A 20,107-nucleotide genomic window follows, 5' to 3' on the forward strand; every position below is an offset into this window, starting at 1 on the left:
ACATACAGATAAAGCCTTACTTTGATGAACATACTCTATATAAGTAAGTTAGCCATATTCTATCACTCTTGTATTTTGTTGCCAATAAATAAAAAAGTCGGAAGATATTTCTTCCGACCATGACTGGGTTTCCATCTGCTTTAAACAAGGGAGATTGTAGCAAAATTTCCGAACGTTCCAGAGGCTTGATAAAGTTTTCTGTAAAAATGCACGCATATCCTCCCGGCTCGCCAGAAAGAATGTCAACACTATAAGGAATGTGTGGATTCGCAAAATACAGGCACACACCGTCTAGTTCAACACTACTGCGGTCAGTATAGGTGATTACTGTTTTGCCAGTGCTTAATACAATTTTATAGAAATGCCTGCGACCAAACATGGAATGGCCTGTCTGGCATAGGGCAGCTTCATATACCCTAAAACCTTTTAGTTTCAGGTCGTCGTTTAATTCCAGGGTTGGAAAAGTATGAAGTGTTTTCATTTATACAAAAGTATAAAATTCACACAATAATAAGTCAAAGGTAATCCTTATTCTCCTCCTCTAAACCATCGATACCCATAGGCATTGAGAATAATTGTGTGTCTGCCGTCCTCATCGGCAATACTTTCCACCTTATTAATTAGATCAATCAACCGTTGAGTCTTTGCTTGCCGGGTTGTTAAAACCAATTCTTCCCCTTTGGCAGTGAAATTATGAACAAAAACCAGGATCTCTTCTTTGAATTCGTAACGCATCACCAGAATACCTTTAGGCTTTACAGGAATGATCTCCCAGGAACCAAAGCCTATCTCGGGACATTCTTTCCGAAGGCGGATCATGAATGCCATCCAGTTAAACAACGAATTGGGATCTCGTTTCTGGTCTTTCACATTGACCTGCTTATACGAATAGATTCCTTCTGAAATTACAGGTTTTACTTCTTTGTTTGAATCAGAGAACCCAGCTTGACCTTCTGAGGACCATTGCATAGGTGTACGAACAGCTTCACGTTCTTTCAGCGACAGATCGTCTCCCATCCCAATCTCATCTCCATAGCGAATTACCGGAGTACCAGGCAAAGTAAACATCAGGCTATAAGCGAGCTCAATCTGCTGGCGATTGCCCAGCATAGAGGCGAGCCTGCGACGAATGCCCCGGTCATAGATCTGCATGTTTTTTTCCGGACCAAATTCCTGGAATACACGCTGTCTTTGTTCCTCTGTAAGCCGTCCCAGATCCAGTTCATCGTGATTTCGAAGAAAATGCGCCCACTGAGAAGTTGGATTAATTTCACGAGTAGCTTCTAGTGCCTTTTGTAAAGGTTCGATTTCAGTTGAGGCTAGCGCATAAAACAGATGTTGGTTCACAAAGAAGTTAAACATCAGATGAATGCCGTCACCTGCCTCGCCAAAGTAGTTGACCGTTTCCTCTGGCAACACATTGGCTTCTCCCAATAAAATTGCATCTCCCTTTCGCCATTGCAGAAACCGCCGTAATTCTTTGAGATAGCCATAATGTAGCTTCGTGCTGTCAACATCCGGCTTGGGAGATTCCAGCACAAACGGAACGGCATCCATCCGAAAACCCGAAACACCCAACTGCAACCAAAATCCAATAATCTTTAAGATTTCATCCCGCACCTCAGGGTTGTCTGTATTCAGGTCGGGCATATGGTCATAAAACCGATGAAAGTAATAAGACCCGGTTTTGGGGTCCTTAGTCCAGGTAGCTTTCTGTACACCTGGAAACACCATACCCTTGTTCCAGTTGGAAGGTTTGTGATCAGACCACACATACCAGTTCCGTTTGGGATTGTCTTTGGAAGCACGAGCTTCTTTAAACCAGAGATGCTGATCCGAGGTGTGATTCACTACCAGGTCAATGATAACCCGTATACCCAGTCCTCTGGCTTTATGCATAAAATTTACAAAGTCACCTGAGGAGCCATGTCGTGGATCAACACCATAATAATCGGAAATATCATATCCATTGTCTTTGTTGGGAGTTGGCTGAAACGGAGCCAGCCATATTGTATCTACCCCTAATGCATGCAAATAATCCAACCGTTCGATAAGACCTTCAAAATCCCCTACTCCATCGTTATTTCCATCTTTAAACGATTCAAGATCCAGACTATAAATTACTGCGTTTTTGTACCAGAGATGTTCTAACATAGTTAAGTGCTTAAATTACCTGAGGGATGACTTTTGTTCCAAAATCCTGTATAAATGTTTTTTGATCTCTATTTACATTGTGGAGGATAATCCTTTCAAAGCCAAGCGCCTTGTATTGACGTATTTTCTCAATATGAAAATCTGTATCAGAAGAAATGTCTATTTTGTCGGGTAGATCTTCGGGTTTAACCAACTCACCCAGCGCGTCAAATTCGGCTACCGTACGCAATTGTCCCAGCACATTTCCCTGAAAGATATTGGTACGCCACTGATCATAGGCACCTATCAAAGCTTCTTCTTCTGAACGGGCATAGGATAGTTGTACCTTCAGATACATAGGCTTCCCGTCCCCTCCATTCTGGCGAAATGCGTCAACCGTCTTTTTCAATTCTTCTATTGGCTTCGATATAGTCACTATCCCATCTGTCCAGCCTCCCATCCAACCGGCAGTTTCAGCTGTAACAGCAGCACCAATCAGCAAAGGTTTAATTTTGGGAAGTGTATAGAGCTTTGCATTTTCAACTGTAAACGAACCTTTGTAATGCACCATTTCGCCATTCAATAGCTGACGAATAACCTCTACACTTTCTTTCAAGCGTATATTTCGATCCTGCTTTGCAGGCCAAAGTTCGCCTGTGATAGCCTCATTTAATGCCTCGCCACTACCCAATGACACCCAAAATCGCTCAGGAAACATTTCACATAAGGTAGCTATAGCCTGTGCCAGTACAGCAGGATGATACCGTGGCCCCGGAGACACTACCATACCAAATGGAAGAGAAGAGGTATTCATGGCCGCTCCTAGCCAGGCAAAAGAAAACCCACTTTGCCCCTGCCGTTCACTCCAGGGATAAAAATGGTCTGATGAATTCACTGCCTGAAATCCAGCCTGTTCTGCCATAGAGACATAAGTGAGCAGTTCACTGGGTTTAAACTGTTCGTGTGATGCGTGGTATCCAATTAAAGCCATTCCAGTATACGAGCTAAGTGTAAAAAATTACCATACAGATGTCCTACTATGCAAAAATTTAGTGCCAGCTTGTTTGGAGAAATTGGCTATAAGTGGGTTATTTTGTCTGTATGAAACTCTTCCTTGAATTACTTACTAAAATCAGAGAAGATAAAGAATGCATTTATCTGGACAGATCGTTTATCCCTCGACCTCCTGAAGGTCTACTTTTGCCAGAAGATATCATACTATTTTATACCCATTGTGGTGGGGTAGAACTCTTTCCGAATAAAAATTATTCGATGAAGATAGTAGCTCCTCAGGATTTTGTAAGAGCCAATCCGATTATTGCAGGAACAGATGGAGAGGATGACAGAAGCTATAATTGGTTTATTATTGGAGAATCCGGCTCTCAATATATTACGATTGATCTGGCTCAGGAAAGATTAGGTCGGTGTTATGATAGCTTTTGGGAAACCCATGCACTTAAGGGCAATTGTCCTGTTATTGCGACAAGCTTTACTGAGTTATTGGAATCACTTTATCAGCACAAAGGAGAGTACTGGTATTGGTTACGAGATGACTTTCATTCGTTGGGAGATGCATATAATTAAGAGATTAGTATGCAAATACAAATATTGTATTTGAAAGCTATCTTTCCTGACCGAAACTCAGTTATTAAAAAAAGATTGCACCTAGTATCTCTAATATGGAACCAATACCAGATAAAACACTACCAATTGCTTCATATTTTTCGTATTTTTTCTGCCATTTCTTTAAAGCTTCAGGATCGTTCTTTACCCTTTGGTATTGACGATACTTATAATAAATTAACAAAAAACAGAAGCTAATTGAAGCTATAATAATAATTGCTGGTATCATATCATGAATAGATGTTTTTATTGTTCTTCAAAAAATGTATAACCAGCTATCGAAATTCAATTATTTAACTGGCATTCAAACTCTTAATGGACAGTTCAGGATTAAGTAACCTATTAGAAGACAAATAACGGGTAGAAATTTCAATTCTTATTTCAGTACAAGTAAGATAAATAGGACCAGTAATTCCACTATTCTAAACTTTGTATTATAAACCTCTTATTAGTAATAAATCAAACTTTCAACTCCTATATGCAAACGTTCCCGGTAACGTTTTCGCAAATTTATTTATTCCATAACTTGCATTGATTTATAACTTCAATGCATATTTGACAACCAAAAGCTAGCCAATATCCATACAAAATCTTAAAATTGGTATTTTTTTAATAGTAACCCAGTATATTTGCTATGCTATACAACTACAAGGTGTTACTAGCTAAACGACATCATTTTTTCACAGATGTAGCCTAATCTTTTTTATTCAAAGTAAGTGCCTTCCTGGATAGATTCTTTCTCCTATTTTTTTGTCAGGAGGATATGTCTGTTCGGAACTTCAGTAACCTGTTATGTAAGGTCCATAATAACCTATTACATTTTTTGGAATCCTCTTTACAGATAATGCCAGTTATAGGGCTTTATCTGGTGGATATATTTTTTTCCTATGTTCAATCTAAAGAATATCTCTCATGCGAACAAAGTTTCTTTTTACTTATTCATTACTAACCCTTTCCAGTTTGTTTTTAAGTTGTGAAGTGAATCATCAAACCATTAAGCCTGTTTCTGATGATGAAACTATAACAGCTGCAGCCACTTGTAGAGCACAGGGTTGGGCCTCTCAAAATGGCGGAACAACGGGTGGAGGCACAGCTACTCCGACGGTTGTCACCAACTATACTCAACTCAAGGCTGCTATTACCAACACCGGTGTAAAAGTTGTACAAGTAAACGGCACTATAACTATCCCTTCCGGTGGACGAATTTCGTTTCAGGATCAAACAGGGAAAACTATTTTTGGAACAGCGGGAGCGAAACTGGTTTCTACAGATCAGACAAAGGACAACTCCGGAATCCTGTATGTAAAACGATGCCAAAACATCATCTTTCGTAATCTAATTTTTGAAGGCCCTGGAGCGTATGATACAGATGGATGGGACAACTGTACTATAGATGCCAGCACCAATGTATGGGTAGATCACTGCGAGTTCAGAGATGGTGTAGATGGCAACCTTGATATTAAAAATGCTTCTGATTATATCACTGTCTCCTGGACCAAATTTTCGTATCTAAAGGCTCCCAAACCGGGTGGTTCAGGTGGTTCGGATGATCACCGATTCTCCAACCTACTTGGCTCCTCAGATGGTGCTACAGGAGACAGAGGAAAACTACGGATTACCTTCGCCCGTTGCTGGTGGGCTCCAGGGTGCAAAGCACGTATGCCTCGTGTGAGATTTGGCAAGGTGCATGTGGTAAACAGCTATTTCAACAGTACAGTGAGTAGCTCCTGTATACAGGCCGGCTTTGAAGCAGATCTTCGTATCCAGTCAAATGTATTTGAAAGCGTAAAAAATCCAATTGACCTGATGGATAACAAATCAACAGCAGTACAGGAAATCTCTAATCTATTTACCAGTGTATCAGGTACAAAAGCTGGCAACGGCAAAACAGCCTTTACGCCTCCATACACTGTATCTGTATTGGGTACATCCAGTGTTAAAAGTACTGTAACTTCTTCTACTGGAGCAGGAGCTACTTTATCAGGAAATGTTTGTACTTACAGCGGTATCTAAACTGGTTCAACAGAATCACACTTTGCATTTGATAGACTTATCAGACAGTAATTTTCAGTGTGTACAAGACTATCCTGCTATTCGGCTCATTGGATATTTAACTCAATTTCTCATTTATTGTTGAAATCCATGAGCCTCTGAGAAAGCAGTCACTGAACAATATCCTGTCTCTTCTACATTCACTTTTTACTTTTACCTAAATCTGATTGACTGATGAAAAAAGTAGCATACATTTTTTTACTAGTGGCTAGTCCCTTGTGTATCTTTTCCTGTGAACAGGCTAATCAGCAGGATGTATTACCTAAGCCACCCATAGATGAAGCTGTTCAGGCATCTGTTTTTGAAACCATCATTGATGCTAGTTCATTCAGTAACTACACAGTCTTTGAATCTCAGTGGAACTATCTCTACCCATGGGGAAGTGATCACAATGGAAGTGCCCGCATGTACGGTAGTACCACAGATCACAACCATATTTCTTTATCCAATAGTGAGCTAACCCTGACAGCCAGCAAAATCTCCTGGAACGAAGGAAATAGCTCTACTCACAATGTACCAATCCATTACCATTCCGGAGCTATTCATGCCAAACATCAGATTCTCATCAATGACCAGTTCCCCAATTATGAAGTACGTGGAACCTTCCAGGCACCATCAACAACAGGAACTTGGCCTGCATTTTGGTTAACAGCTGTAAATAGCTGGCCACCAGAAAGTGACATTCTGGAATTCAAAGGAAACAATGAAAACTGGTTTAATACATTTCGGACTTCATCTGATGTCTCTACTACACGAGTTGCAGTATCCTCACCTGGAAGCTGGCATATTTATAAAGCCTGGATTACCAAAGTGAATGCAACAGAAGTAGACATCCACTATTATATAGATGGAGTTTGGAAAGGGGTACACAGAGGTAACTTTGTGGGCAAACCGATGTGGATTATTATCAATCTGCAGATGGAAGGCTCCAGTGGAAGTCCCGGCCCTACTACAAATACAATATACAAGGCTAAAGATATCTACATTGGCCGAAGCCGTGCCTATTAAATTAAGTATTGATTGCAATCAGAGAAATATCTCTGATTGCAATTACTGAGAATCATAGACTAGTTATGCTTTTTTTACAACACTTATCCTACAAAATGTGATAATTCTACAGGATAATCTGGAATGGTTGATTGAAATTCTATCAACTCATTCAAATTCTCTAATTTTTCTTTGCCTACTTCTACGAACCATAAACATTGAAGCAGAATTTCAGGATCATATCCATCTCCAAAAGCTGCTACACAGTACTTTTCTGAAATACTCTTGATCAGATATATTTCGATATAAGTTTTAAAAGGATCAAAAGGCTTTGATTCAATAAAAGGCTCATATTTGCCTTGTTCCACCAATTTTTGCTGTTTTTCTACACTTTCCAGAGATCCTTCAAAATACCCAATCAGATATAAATTGGTTATTGGTTCTATCAGTTTACTTTCAGCATATTTTTTTATAATTGAAAACTTATGTTCATAACCTCTTCTAATACTTTTCTCATAGTATTTATCATCTCTCCCAAACAAAGCCAGGAGCGGTTTCAAAAAATATCTATAAAAGGCAAAACCAATTTTTTCCCAATTCATATAATTAAGTAATGTGGTTTCTCATTGTCTTTTATTTATAAAGCCAATCAAAATGCAGTTCATAAGTGAATATATACAAACTACTATCAGAGCAGAAGATATCCAATCCTGCATATCATTATCAGATTGTACGACAATAAAACACAAAACTATAAAGGGTAAAAACTGCACAATCGTAATTCCTTTAAAATAAAAGAAATGCAGCAAATGGAATATCGTATAAGGTAATGCATAAATCATTACACCCATAACAATGAAAAGCTTTACTTGTTGATTTAACTGATCTAATACTATTGCCAGTACCCATTCATATGTAAAGAGTATTACTATCAATAATAGTACACTCCAGAAATAATATGTGAAGAATACTTTCATCGAACTTATACAAAGAATATACAGATCTCATCTATAGTATGGCTGGTAAGACGATACCCATTCAAGGTGAACAATATACCCTGAATGAATATCCATAATAGTAGTAGTGAGATCACTGTAAACACGAAACATGGCAAAGCCAAGAGCATTTGCATACGCTTGTTTTTGCTATTTACCACATACCAATCCAATAGAATGGTAAGCATAACACCAAGTGTAAACATAACCACCACAGTTACCTTTTCAGCTTTACTCGTAGCTATTAGTATTCGACACAGTATGCCAGGCAGAAATACTCCATAAATAAAAGAAAGTAATACCAACAGATATATTGCTCGTTTAACCTGTTTGCTTACAGTTATCTGTTTTGAGTCACCCACTTTCTTTATTTCTTTAGTCAACCATTAATTTCTTGTCACTGAAAAAGGTAATCTTAGTTTGAAAAAAGACGAATATTACAACCAGATTACCTTAATTGCTACCTTTATAGATTCAACTAATTCATCTGAAGGTTGATAACATCTACCTTCCATAAACGTATATAGCTTTGTTGCATATTTAACAGACGACTAACCAAACTTTGAGTTAAGAACGAGCCATTGAACCTGCCTATACCTATGAAATTATATCTGTTATACTTCCCAAAATTGTCTTTCCTGATTGGATGTTGTATATTTTTTTCTGCTTGTGGATTGATAGGCAGCAAAGGAGCACCTAACGGATTGTATCTTCTATATGAGAGATCATTAACTGAAAGTGAAAAAGCTTTAATTAAAGAAAAGAGAACTCTTGTCAAAGGAATCACTCTCTATGACAGAAAAGGAAATGAAGTGGAAAATGGCAAAATCCTGGTAGAAAAACAAGGTACCATGTACAACTTTGTAGAGGTAGGAGAATGGTACGTCACATTTCCCAAAAAAAATTCATTGGATTTGAAAACCGGAGCATATCATATCGAAAGGAAATACGATCAAAAAGGAAATATGATTGCCCAGGATGTTTTTTTACAAGGAAAAACAGATTCACTTATCAGAGTACGAAAGATGACAAGTACTCTAGACACTCTGAACCAGAAAGTAGTGTTAATAGAGAATTGGAGAGTGTATGACAAAAACGAAGTGCTAACGGACACCTATTCTCTTGTTTCTCCTGAATTTGAAAAAACGCTTAGTGATCGGCTTAAGCCCAAATATCAATATGGCAAACATGTGAGATATAATCCGGATGGAACGATTAAAAGTTCTAAGTTGTATGATCTTCCAGACAAAGTTAAAACCAAGTAAAACTTGTCATCTTACTCCAATAACCTATTATGTTCACTTTTTCTGAAACTGTCGGTATAGATCCTGGTAGTCAATATTTACGAATTATTCATAACAACAAGTTAATATTTAATGAACCTGCCCATTTTTCTATTGATTCAGTTGAAAACAAAATTTCAGGTATTGGCAATACGACACGTACAACCAAAGAAAGCATAGTTGTATCTCCAGTTAACTACACAATAAGTGACTTTATTGGCTTTGAGCATTTAATGAAGCAGGCCCTGAAACAAGGCTTAGCAAACAGGTATAGCTCCTATAAATCATACAAAGTTTTTTTCAGTCTACCTACTCAGGCTACCGAAGCAGAAAAAAGAACATACAAAGACAGTGCAGAACATGCAGGAGCTAAAGAGGTATATATGATTCATCAGAATATCTGTGCTGCTTTAGGAATGAATATACTACACGAAAAGAAAGACTTCATTCTGATTGAGTGGGGTGCCAGTAAATTTGATATTTCTGTATTTGTTAAAGGATTTCCTGTATCAGTAGGAAGTGTCCGCATGGGTATTCGAACATTGAGTAATCTCCTTCTCAATCATCTTTCCAGCAATTATCAGGTTCCTATTATCAACAAAGATATAGAACATATCTTAATGGATTTAAAGGCAATCTCTTCTAAAAATGAATTCAGAATTGGTACAACAATAATTTCTTTTCAGAGTATCCAACCTATTCTGAATGCCTATTTTACCTTTGTCAACCTTGAAATTCAGAACACTCTTGCAGCTGTCAAAACTTCAATAGATTTTGAAAAAGTAATGAGCAAAGGAGTTCATTATACCGGTGGAGGATCGACCTTTGAATATATGAGGAAACAACTCACCTTTGATCAGGAAATTTCCTATACTCTTAGCCAAAGTCCTTTACTGGATACTATCAATGGATTAAAAATGGTAATTACCCAACCAACAGCCTACAAACCTTATCTTATGATTTAGGCTATCCAGGAATTTGAGAAGTATTTTATAAAATATGCTTCCAGGTTGGAAAGTATTTGTTTATCCAAGGGGTGAGAAGAAACACAAGCAAACGCACTCCTATCAACAGAACCACTAATGTAGTGACTGGTACAGGATGAATCCGCATCAGAACCTCTCCTAATAAGATCAATAGAAGGATAATACCTGGATAGCCGATTAACCAGGATAAAATCTTTGTTTTGAATTTTTCAAGTATGTGTCGCATAAGCAAGGTTGATAAGATATTGAATACTAGCGGGTAACCATATGTATTACATTAATTCTTTTACCTTTGAAGACGGGTAAAAACAGCTTTTACTTTATACATATTTCACTTTTTTAGTTGGTACCTAATCAGCAACAGGAGGTATTTCCTGCTGCTGATAGTTATCTATTTAAACCGCTACGGCTGGAGCCACTTCATGTTCGCCTGGCTGATAGTTGCCCGGAACAGTACCAAAAGCTCGGTTAATACGGTTCCAGGTATTGATTTGAGTAATGGCTAAGGTAAGATTAGCAATATCAGCTATAGAGAAATAGTTAGACAATTCTTCCCACTCCTTTTCTGCGGGCTCATGATTATCCGATAGTTATTTTCCCGTCATCTTTCTAATCTTCAGATAGTATCGGTTTTCAGATTTAAAAGTTAAAAGCGTTAAATGAAGTAGCAGGTATAACTTTCACTCATATAATAAGAGTTATAGCAAGAGGATATATTACTAAAAAACATAGCTAGTAATAGAACATAGATATTAATCCACAAGAAATATAGAAGGTAAATAACTCTTCTCTAACCAAAATCCTTCTAAAACTAACCGTTTATCAAAAAGTCTCCAGAAATAGTAGAGCAGCTTTCTCTATGGCATAGTTATTTTGCATTATAGACAATGCGAAATACTATTTCACTTTGTCAAATTATGGAATAAGCTGTGTCATATTGTGTATGTTCATTTGGAAAGTTTATACCACAGTTTGTGTCTCTGTTTACCTATTTTATAACCTAAATAATATGCTATAAGACTATGAAAACTCTACGAATGGCTCTGAGTGTCCCTCTACTTTCTATTGCATCCTTCTATATATTCGCTGTATCCATTCATTCCAACAATGGAGAAGCTACAAATGTGGAAAATACTCCAGTAGAAACACATAAAATAGATACTCGTGAAAACCTCACCGCACCTCAGCCTCAAGCACAGTCCAAGGATGAGATAATGGTAGCGGATGCTATAGTGGAAATGAGGGAAAATATGCAGCAGATCACATTAAACAACCATGCGGACAAAGATTTTGCAGGACTGATGAAGGAACTTCACCAAGGAGCCATCGACATGGCACAGATAGAAATAGAACTAGGCAAAAACAATGTATTGAAAGCGAAAGCCAGACAAATTGTTGCGACTATGGAAGAACAGATGTCCAGGCTAACAGCACATACACAAAAAATAGAAAAACAATCTAAACAACAGGATAACAAACAATTCACTACCAATAAATTTTCTCAGATGGTTTCCAAAACTTTTACAAAAATGGATCAGCATATAAGCGAAGATGAGTTGACAGATGATGTAGATCAGGAATTTGTAGTTTTGATGAAGACTCTTTATCAGGGAGCTATTGATATAGCACAGGCAGAAGTTGAGCATGGTAGGGATATGGCCACAAAGCAAATAGCGAAAAATACCGTTGAAGCATTTCAGGATGAGGTGAATCAATTCCAATCCTTACTGGAAAACAACACGTTGACCAGTAGATAATCTCTCTTTTGTTACCAACAGAAGAATAAGGGTTTCATTTATGAGATTATTACATAGAAAGAGGGGTCTTTTCTCAAAGACCCCTCTTTCTATGTATTTCAATATTGAAAATAATCTTTAAGACAACCACTTCAGAGTAAACAATCGGCTCTCTCCAGTATCATTATCAGTAATCAAATGAATCAGGATATCTAATGACGAAATAAATTCTACACAGATACCTTCTATTTTCTCATTTTTAAAACGTGAATCTATTTGTGAAAGGTTAACCATCCGATTGATTGTTAGTGTAGTATCTTTTAGCTGTTCACTTACATTTTCAATCAAACCTATGTAGCTATCGCCAATAACTCCGTCATCATATGCATTGGTTGTATTTTCACTTGTCAGTGTGATTAAAAGCAAATCGGATGCAGCGATATAACAAAGCTCTGATAATCCTACTATATTCTGAAGATCAGTGCCAGGTATAATCAGACTCAGAATCTTAAGTTTGGCATCTTCCTGATGTTCCCAAAAATTCTGACTAGTGATAATGATATGATTGGTAGGATTTGTTCTGTTCCCGCGATTTCCCAATAAGAGTTCGTTGCCTATGGTACAAACACCTTCAATGTTTATCTCCTTTATTCCCTGATCCTGGATTCTGTTAATAAATACCTGAGTTTCAAAAAAAAGAGTTGTTTGTGCTTTGACACCTAACTTATTGTTCAGCAATGGAATTAAACATATTCGTTTGCGAAGTTCAGTTGCAGCAGATCCTACAATCAGAATATACTCTATACCATCAATAGTCAGTATAGTAGCGCCTTCAAAGTCAGTTTTATGAGCTTTGGGAATTCTTTTATCCGGATACTCAAATAATTGCACTGAATCAACTTTTTGATAAGACCTATCAAGAACCAGGATACATGTAGCATCATCCCCAATGATATAAAATTGTCCTTTATAAAAGATGATGGATGAACCTGATGGAAAATCAGCAAGTAGCTGGGTTTTCAGCAACCTAAAATTTGAATCCATTTGTCAAGTCGATTAGTGATCTCATAAAAATAAATGATATAATTATCTGACTCTCACTATTACTCCAATTACTTTCATTTCCTTAGGTAACTTCTTATTAGACCAAAGCCAGTACAGGATCTCCCATACAGGCTTTATTAAATCCTCTTCTACTATACTCAAACAAGGATCTCTACTTCTTCCAGAATGATTAGTAGTAAAGTACAACCAGTCTGACTAGTTACGGAATGTTTGAAACCGGGTGGTGTATAAAGATAATCACCTTCTTTCAAAGTAGTATTTTCCAATATAGCCTCTCCACTCACTACATAAATCTCCTCTCCTCCCGGATGATTATGGTAAGGATAAGAGGCCCCTGGCTCAAATCTGAGCAATATACTCGGAGACCGATGAGTGTCAGTATCATATCGCAGTGATATGACCGAGATACCCTTATACTCTACACTATTCTCAATCAAAGGTTGCCAGGTTTTGGTATCTTTTCGTACCAGATAATCCTGAATGTTGGTGCTTGTATTTTTCATATTCATAAAATGATTAGGTGAATAAAGAATCTATACTCCATTTGTGCACAGGCAATGTGCTCAACAAAAAAGCACCCATACTAAAAGCAAAAACCGAATAGTCTAAAGGCTCTTTGATGGTATAGGAATATGTCATGGCTAAAGCAAACAACAAGGAAAGCACAGCGGCTCCGAAGGCTGCCCAACGGGTTTTAAAGCCTATCAGCAACAAAAGGCCGAGAACTACCTCAACTATGGTACTTATTATAGCCAGAAAGAGAGCAAGACGTTCGGGTACAAAAGAATTTACCTTGGCGGTATAGGTTACAAAGGCACTCCAGCCAGAAGAATTTGTACCCCATAAACTCAGGCGACTAGCTACAGCAGATAGAAATCCGGATGCCAATGCTATACGTACTAAAAAACCAGCTATATTCTGATAGGTATTCATCTTCTGACTTTGTATATAATAGAATTCGATACAAAGATGCAGGAGACAACATCCAAAAAGAATAGAGAATCTTCAGAAAAGCATGTACTTTTTACAAAGCATATGTTTCCTTGTACTGGGAGGGAGAAATTTGAGTTTGTTTTTTAAAGAAATTGGAGAAATAAAACGGATCATTGAAGCCAAGTTTATAAGCCACTTCTTTTATTGTCAGCTTCTCATAGGTGAGTAAGCGTTTAGCTTCTGAAGTTACCAATCCATATATTACACTTTGAGCAGTCTTACCAGTATGGAGCTTAGCCAGTTCGTTGAGTTTTATTTCTGTAGTACCCAGTTGTTGGGCTAGTTGTGCAACTGTATAGTTGTGTTCAAAACTATTCCGAACAGCTTCCAGAAATCGAAGAAATAAGGTGTCAGGTTTCCAGATTTCATCACCCCGTCCCACCTTGGCACGGTTGATCGCAACCAGTATGAGTTTGATATAGCTATGGATTGATACAAAATACTGATATGGTTGTCGAACCAGTTCATACTGAATAGCTTGAAGATACATTTCTGTTATACGCCTATCCACCTGAATTACTTCATTCATCGCAAAGTGACAGAAAAGACCATTATGAAAGATCAGCTCAATATCATGATCATCCTTGCAAAAGAAGTCGAGAGTAAATTCGAGGATATATCCTTTCGTATAAGAATTGGTTTGCAAAGCATGAATTTGTCCTGAGGTAATTGTAATCACGTCTCCAGCTTGCAGAATAAAATCTTTTTCATCGATATTCATCCAGACGCTTCCTTCTGAGCAATAAACCAGCACATACCGCATGACACGTCTGGGTGTGCTTAAGTCTGTTGTTTCCTCCAGTAACCGTATAGTAATCATCTGTTTGTTTTAAAATAGACAATGTATATCAACAATTTATGATTAGCAGAAAAAGGTGCATTATCTTTACTCTATAGTTGAATAATATCGGTTAGTGCCTAATGTTTGCATCTATACCAAATTATCTAAAAGTAACGAATTTGGAAATTCCCTTCATTCTGGTAAACTTGTTTAAACAGGTACATTCCAACACCTTCATGCGTATTTTCATTATCCTCCTTTTCCTGGTAGGAAGCCAAGTCTGCTATGCGAATATGGCATCTCCAATTCAACAAGGCACCTTATCTGTTTCTCCTTTTTCTAGCAGAGACGTTCGTATTCTAAAAGAAAAAATCAACCTGACTATTGGTCCAAATTTTCAGACCGCAGAATATCATATTCAATATATAATAGAAGTTAAATCTGACGGCAAACAAATTCCACTTCTATTTCATGCACAGGATTATGCCAATAACTTTACAGTTCGGATAGATGGAATTACAACTACTCTATTACCCATTCCGGAAAAATATAAAACACTATCCCAAACACCTTTCGAAAAATTTTCATCTTCTTTTAGCAAACCTTATGAATATGAGAATACAGACCGTACAATTATTTATTGGGAAAAGAAATCAGGTTCAATTTATACACTTAAAGACCTTCACTATTTTGAAGCAACTCTTACCAAGGGGATTCATACCATCAGCGTTGACTATATAGCCACTCCATGGATTGATGGTAGCAACTGGGTAAACGAATATCATTTCCGTTATTCTCTTTCACCTGCTAAATACTGGAAATCATTTGGAAGCCTGGAAATTACCCTGGATACCAGAAGCATCCACCTACCTCTCACCACCAATTTAGGGCAACCTTCAAAGGGGAGCCTTAAGACTATCGCGATATGGAATTTTGCTTCATTACCAGCAGAATATTGGTTTATTACCTACACTCCTACTCCATCCAAATTTGCCCAACTACTAATAGCTATCGAACCAGGTGCGCTAACACTAATTCTGACTCTGATTGTTTTCCTTCTGCACATCTTAGCTATCCGCTTCTACCGAAAACACCATCCAGAGAAAAAATTTTCATGGGTAATGATTGCAGGAAGTATCTTAATTCCTTTTTTCATACTAATTATGTATGAGTACTTTTGCGATCTTATCGACTATGTGATAGGAGAACATGCAGCGAAAAATCACGGGTATAGGTTTGTAACACTATTTCTTTATCCTCTGATTTTATTGGTGTATTGGCCAATACTGTGGCAAATAGATAAATATCTGAAACAAAAAATGAATAAATCAGAAAACATCAATACTTCTTCATAATCGCCACCAACATCCGGGTAATAACTTCATACCCTTTGTCTGAAGGATGTAGGCCATCGTAGGTCATATCAATGGATTGTACAGGATACGGATATTCGTCTGTTTCAGGATTATAGGGTATACCTATATACTCCGGATAGGGATAATTTTTATACTCACTTGTAGTAGGATCTTTTAAGCGTTTAAATTTTACCATGTGTTTCAAATCCAGTTTTTTTTGATGGTATAAGTCTACCAATGCAAATTTCTCTACCTTTGCAATACTATCAATAGCCCAGACAAACTGCTCCAGCATTTGTTCGTTTTTAGGCTTATAGGAACCATACGCATTGTTCTTAGGATTATTGATATATACAAAGTCACCCCGCTGCATTGGCGTAATCAGAATAATTTTGGCTTGTGGATTCAGTTCGCGTAGTTTATTGGTAATGAGACGAAAGGAGCCATAGACGGTACCATTGCCAGTGTTATTCTGGTAATCACTTAGTTTACCTAGTAGTCTACCACGCCACCAGTCGTTAGTGCCCAGAAAAATGGAATAGATATCAGCCTTTACTAATCCCAGCTTGTCTACTGACTCTGCAATACCTCCAGAAGTCCACCCATTGTGTCCCTGATTGATGACATGTATATGTGGAAGCTTTTCTGTCACTCCTGTCAGGTATCCTTTGGTGATTCGATTGCCTGTTTCGTCAGGATGGTCGTTGAGATACGTAATTGAATCGCCAATGGCTACCCAGGTAAGTTCTTTGGGTTTAAAAGATGTAAAAAGTAGAAACAGAGAGATTAGTAGAAAAAGCTTTTTCATAGGGCTTGTTATTCAGGTTTAGTGAATATAGACAATAAAGAGGTTGAGTTACCAGAATTATAGTTTCTCTCAATAAAAAATCCTGTAAAGGCAGCTTTACAGGATTCCTGATAACTTCTTTTAAATACTACATCAGCTTACTTACCAGTATAGGCTTTGGCATCTGCTTCACTGATTTCATTGCCACTCATAATCACCAGTCGTTCTACTACATTTCGCAGTTCCCGAATATTTCCACTCCAGGAAAGACTTTGCAGGTAAGCAAGCGCACCTGCATCAATTCGTTTGGGAGCGGTTCCATACTCTTCTGCAATGTCACCCAGAAACTTATCTACTAATAACGGAATATCATCCTTGCGATCATCCAGAGAAGGGACATGTATCAGAATGACACTCAACCGATGGTACAAATCTTCCCGAAAACGGTTTTCGGCAATCTCTTTTTTTAGGTCTTTGTTGGTTGCCGCCAGTACACGTACATTTACTTTAATTTCTTTATCCCCTCCTACTCTGGTAATTTTGTTTTCCTGTAAAGCCCGTAATACCTTGGCCTGAGCAGACAAACTCATATCCCCTATCTCATCCAGAAAAAGTGTACCGCCATCGGCCTGTTCAAACTTTCCGATCCGTTGTTTTACAGCTGAGGTAAAAGAACCTTTTTCATGTCCAAACAATTCGCTCTCTATCAATTCGCTCGGGATAGCCGCACAATTTACCTCAACCAATCCTGCACCAGAACGATTACTTTTTTCATGCAGCTGCCGAGCCACCAGTTCTTTCCCTGCTCCATTTGGCCCGGTAATCAATACCCGTGCTTCTGTTGGAGCTACCTTCTCAATCGCTTCTTTTACACGTTGTATGGGTTCCGAAGCTCCAATAATATCAGATCCCTTGCTTACTTTTTTGCGCAACACCTTGGTTTCTGTCACTAGTGATGACTTATCCATGGCATTTCGCACAGTTACCAGTAAGCGATTCAAATCAGGTGGTTTGGAAATAAAATCGTAGGCTCCTTTTTTGGTAGCCTCTACAGCCGTTTCAATAGTTCCATGAGCGGATATCATAATAAACTGTGTATCTATGCCCTGCTCTTTTGCTTTGGTTAGTACCTCTACGCCATCCATTTTAGGCATTTTGATATCACACAAGGCAACATCATAATGATTTTCAGTTAGCTTGCGTAGTCCTTCTTCTCCATCCTGAGCTTCATCTACTTCATATTTCTCATATTCGAGAATTTCTTTCAGTGTATACCGAATGCTTTTTTCGTCATCAATAATTAATAATCGGGGCATGTATCAGTATGTTTAATAGGTTACAAAGCAAATCAAATGATAAAATTGAACTACACAAAACTATATATAATATTTTGAATAGAAGTTAGTCATATACTTATCTCCCAGCAGAATTACTTAATTGTTCCTTTACTTCTTTAAATGAACTGTAGCTAAAAATATGTAAGTTTTTCAGTAAACTCTGGTATTCCTCTTCTTTATCAGACAAATCAAAGAAGTTTGATTTTCATTGGCTTATATGATAACAACGGACTGTTTGAATAATGTATATCCTCTTTGTAGATTTAATAATTAGCTGATTTTAAAATTATTATACTTAGTATCGCTTCCTGTTTATATGTTTCACGGTTTCAACCGGATTGCTCGTTCTAAAGTTTATATTGCAGCCATACTCTGCATTAGTATAGGAGGCATTGTTGTTGCCCTGTTCTTTTTAATTAATCAGCTGAAACAAAGTTATCAGGCCAGCACTACTATTGAGGAGGTGCTTACTAAGATAGGAGAAGCCAGAAGAGCAGAAAAAGACTTTCTTCTCAAAGATTTTAACAGTGAAGTTTTTATCAGAACTGGCAAGAGTGCTTTTTTCGATAAAAATCAACAGATTTTACAGGAGTCGGATAGCCTTATCAAAATTCTTCAGAAAATTAGTGTTTGCCAGTCTGAAAAGAATGAACTTGCTCTGGTTGCCCTTCAACAGGATCTTGCCCGCTATAATACTGCGTTTGAAACCATTGGAAAATTATACCGGGAAAGAGGTTTCAATGATATGGGACTGGAAGGACAAATGCGCGTTGCAGTATATTTTGTGGAAGAAGCAAATTTCCCAACAGATAAAACAGATTTGCTTCTGCTTCGTAGGGAAGAGAAAGATTTCTTTTTACGTAAAGACAAACATTATGTAAAAACGTTTGCGTATCAGCTCAATAAATTTCAGAATAAAATAGATAGTATCATTGCAGGCGGTAAAAGTCCGGAAATTGGCGACCATGTGAAAGCAGCTCTGGAAACCTATGGAGTTGTGTTCTTCAAAATTGTAGAAATAGAAAAAAGAGTAGGATTGGATGAAAATGAAGGATTGCGTAAGGAAATGAACCTCACGTATCAGAAAATCCAAACTGATATAGCTACGATAAACTCTGATCTGAATCAGTATGCGCATACAGCCATACGTTGGATAGTAGGTATTCTTATACTATTGATTGCATTATCTATCATTGGGCTGGCAGTAAGCAGTTATCTATTCAAGCGACTGGTAGTTACACCAATTCAGGAACTTACCACTATTACACAACATATAGCAGAGGGAAACATTGATACCTCATTAGCCATATCCTTGCATCATAACTCTCTTAATAAACTATTAGCGGGTTTTAGCAAAGTAGTAGACCGACTGCAACAAACATCTCAGCATCTGACAGAGATTTCAGAAGGAAAATTGGAAACAGATATTGTGGTTGCATCTTCAAAAGATAAGTTGAATAATTCTCTGTTGCATCTGACCCGGCAATTACGTTTGCTTAAGGAAGAAGAAACACGTCAAAACTGGATAAATGTAGGTTATGCCCGAATTGCCGAGATTCTTCAACGCAATGCAGAAATTACTGTAATAAGCCATGAAGTACTTCGTGAACTGATACAGTACGTCAGGGCATGCCAGGGAGCTATTTTTGTAGAACTGCCTGATACAGATATACTGGAAATGAAAGCCTGTATTGCTTTTGACAAGAAAAAGTATATTCAGAAGCAGATTGATAAGTCCTTTGGCCTAGTAGGTCAATGCTGGAAGGAAGGAGAATATATCTATATGAAGGAAGTCCCTCAGGATTACCCTGCCATTACCTCCGGATTGGGAGATGCTACACCGCGTTCTATCTTACTGGTGCCTTTGATTGCCAATCATACCAAAGAAGGTGTATTGGAACTAGCCTCTTTTCATTACTTTGAGCCTCATGAGATTCAATTTCTGGAAAAGGTAGGACAAAGTATTGCAGCTACGTTTGCTCACCTGAAAATGG

General features: G+C 37.7%; 20 protein-coding genes and 1 pseudogene. 8 read left to right on the forward strand and 13 right to left on the reverse strand.

What is annotated here, in order from left to right; all coding sequences use genetic code 11:
• Positions 1-16: 16 nt before the first annotated feature.
• Genes QNI15_RS31420 through QNI15_RS31430 form a run of 3 tightly spaced genes read right to left on the reverse strand, consistent with a single transcriptional unit; the run spans position 17 to position 3,124 of the window.
• Entirely contained in the window at positions 17-481 is a 465-nt protein-coding gene (locus QNI15_RS31420; RefSeq protein WP_314035675.1) for a hypothetical protein, read from the reverse strand.
• A gap of 47 nt (positions 482-528) precedes the next feature.
• A complete protein-coding gene (locus tag QNI15_RS31425) occupies positions 529-2,154 on the reverse strand; it encodes an alpha-amylase family protein (protein ID WP_314003741.1) in 1,626 nt (541 codons plus the stop codon).
• A 10-nt stretch (positions 2,155-2,164) separates the two neighbouring features.
• Positions 2,165-3,124, reverse strand: coding sequence for a TIGR03885 family FMN-dependent LLM class oxidoreductase (locus QNI15_RS31430; protein ID WP_314003739.1), 960 nt, complete (start codon positions 3,122-3,124; stop codon positions 2,165-2,167).
• Positions 3,125-3,234: 110 nt separating this feature from the next.
• On the opposite strand from QNI15_RS31430, the gene QNI15_RS31435 reads away from it, so the two are divergent.
• Positions 3,235-3,717: an SMI1/KNR4 family protein gene (locus QNI15_RS31435; RefSeq protein ID WP_314003737.1), complete on the forward strand. Its 483-nt coding sequence runs from the start codon at positions 3,235-3,237 to the stop codon at positions 3,715-3,717.
• A gap of 64 nt (positions 3,718-3,781) precedes the next feature.
• Here QNI15_RS31435 and QNI15_RS31440 read toward each other — a convergent pair whose 3' ends face one another.
• On the reverse strand, positions 3,782-3,985 hold the full coding sequence (locus tag QNI15_RS31440) for a hypothetical protein (protein ID WP_314035677.1): 204 nt from the start codon (positions 3,983-3,985) through the stop codon (positions 3,782-3,784).
• Positions 3,986-4,668: 683 nt separating this feature from the next.
• Between QNI15_RS31440 and QNI15_RS31445 the strand changes: the two genes are divergently transcribed.
• The gene (locus tag QNI15_RS31445) at positions 4,669-5,769 is read left to right on the forward strand and encodes a pectate lyase family protein (protein WP_314035679.1); all 1,101 of its coding nucleotides are present in this window, start codon (positions 4,669-4,671) and stop codon (positions 5,767-5,769) included.
• A gap of 213 nt (positions 5,770-5,982) precedes the next feature.
• The gene (locus QNI15_RS31450; protein ID WP_314035681.1) at positions 5,983-6,816 is read left to right on the forward strand and encodes a family 16 glycosylhydrolase; all 834 of its coding nucleotides are present in this window, start codon (positions 5,983-5,985) and stop codon (positions 6,814-6,816) included.
• A gap of 83 nt (positions 6,817-6,899) precedes the next feature.
• On the opposite strand, the gene QNI15_RS31455 is transcribed toward QNI15_RS31450, so the two are convergent.
• Complete coding sequence (locus QNI15_RS31455) at positions 6,900-7,397, reverse strand: hypothetical protein (RefSeq protein ID WP_314035683.1); 498 nt, start codon at positions 7,395-7,397, stop codon at positions 6,900-6,902.
• 992 nt (positions 7,398-8,389) lie between these two features.
• Here QNI15_RS31455 and QNI15_RS31460 point away from each other — a divergent pair.
• Together QNI15_RS31460 and QNI15_RS31465 are read left to right on the forward strand one after the other, a co-directional pair.
• Positions 8,390-9,055 carry a hypothetical protein gene (locus tag QNI15_RS31460; RefSeq protein WP_314035685.1) on the forward strand — a complete coding sequence of 222 codons (666 nt, stop codon included), beginning with the start codon at positions 8,390-8,392 and terminating at the stop codon, positions 9,053-9,055.
• Between the two features lie 29 nt (positions 9,056-9,084).
• Entirely contained in the window at positions 9,085-10,038 is a 954-nt protein-coding gene (locus tag QNI15_RS31465) for a rod shape-determining protein (RefSeq protein WP_314035687.1), read from the forward strand.
• A gap of 25 nt (positions 10,039-10,063) precedes the next feature.
• On the opposite strand, the gene QNI15_RS31470 is transcribed toward QNI15_RS31465, so the two are convergent.
• Positions 10,064-10,285, reverse strand: a complete 222-nt coding sequence (locus QNI15_RS31470) for a hypothetical protein (RefSeq protein WP_314035689.1) — start codon at positions 10,283-10,285, stop codon at positions 10,064-10,066.
• Positions 10,286-10,454: 169 nt separating this feature from the next.
• A complete protein-coding gene (locus QNI15_RS31475; RefSeq protein ID WP_314035691.1) occupies positions 10,455-10,607 on the reverse strand; it encodes a hypothetical protein in 153 nt (50 codons plus the stop codon).
• 474 nt (positions 10,608-11,081) lie between these two features.
• Between QNI15_RS31475 and QNI15_RS31480 the strand changes: the two genes are divergently transcribed.
• Complete coding sequence (locus QNI15_RS31480; RefSeq protein WP_314035694.1) at positions 11,082-11,816, forward strand: DUF305 domain-containing protein; 735 nt, start codon at positions 11,082-11,084, stop codon at positions 11,814-11,816.
• Between the two features lie 117 nt (positions 11,817-11,933).
• Here QNI15_RS31480 and QNI15_RS31485 read toward each other — a convergent pair whose 3' ends face one another.
• From QNI15_RS31485 to QNI15_RS31500, 4 genes are all read right to left on the reverse strand, one after another.
• On the reverse strand, positions 11,934-12,839 hold the full coding sequence (locus QNI15_RS31485; protein WP_314035696.1) for a DUF6929 family protein: 906 nt from the start codon (positions 12,837-12,839) through the stop codon (positions 11,934-11,936).
• Positions 12,840-12,997: 158 nt separating this feature from the next.
• Entirely contained in the window at positions 12,998-13,363 is a 366-nt protein-coding gene (locus QNI15_RS31490) for a dimethylsulfonioproprionate lyase family protein (protein ID WP_314035698.1), read from the reverse strand.
• Between the two features lie 13 nt (positions 13,364-13,376).
• Positions 13,377-13,793: a DoxX family membrane protein gene (locus tag QNI15_RS31495; protein WP_314035700.1), complete on the reverse strand. Its 417-nt coding sequence runs from the start codon at positions 13,791-13,793 to the stop codon at positions 13,377-13,379.
• Positions 13,794-13,884: 91 nt separating this feature from the next.
• Entirely contained in the window at positions 13,885-14,673 is a 789-nt protein-coding gene (locus tag QNI15_RS31500) for a helix-turn-helix domain-containing protein (protein WP_314035702.1), read from the reverse strand.
• A gap of 254 nt (positions 14,674-14,927) precedes the next feature.
• Between QNI15_RS31500 and QNI15_RS31505 the strand changes: the two genes are divergently transcribed.
• A complete protein-coding gene (locus QNI15_RS31505; protein WP_314035704.1) occupies positions 14,928-15,989 on the forward strand; it encodes a hypothetical protein in 1,062 nt (353 codons plus the stop codon).
• Here the strand turns inward: QNI15_RS31505 and QNI15_RS31510 are convergent.
• Positions 15,973-16,797 carry an SGNH/GDSL hydrolase family protein gene (locus QNI15_RS31510; RefSeq protein ID WP_314035706.1) on the reverse strand — a complete coding sequence of 275 codons (825 nt, stop codon included), beginning with the start codon at positions 16,795-16,797 and terminating at the stop codon, positions 15,973-15,975. The two genes, QNI15_RS31505 and QNI15_RS31510, sit on opposite strands and share 17 nt — an antisense overlap.
• 137 nt (positions 16,798-16,934) lie before the next feature.
• A complete protein-coding gene (locus QNI15_RS31515) occupies positions 16,935-18,092 on the reverse strand; it encodes a sigma-54-dependent transcriptional regulator (RefSeq protein ID WP_314003708.1) in 1,158 nt (385 codons plus the stop codon).
• Positions 18,093-19,179: 1,087 nt separating this feature from the next.
• Between QNI15_RS31515 and QNI15_RS39035 the strand changes: the two are divergent.
• Positions 19,180-20,073: pseudogene (locus QNI15_RS39035) on the forward strand (GAF domain-containing protein); the annotation flags it as partial.
• Between the last annotated feature and the right edge of the window lie 34 nt (positions 20,074-20,107).

Origin of the sequence: Xanthocytophaga flava (assembly GCF_030068545.1) — a bacterium.
GTDB classification, from domain to species: domain Bacteria; phylum Bacteroidota; class Bacteroidia; order Cytophagales; family 172606-1; genus Xanthocytophaga; species Xanthocytophaga flava.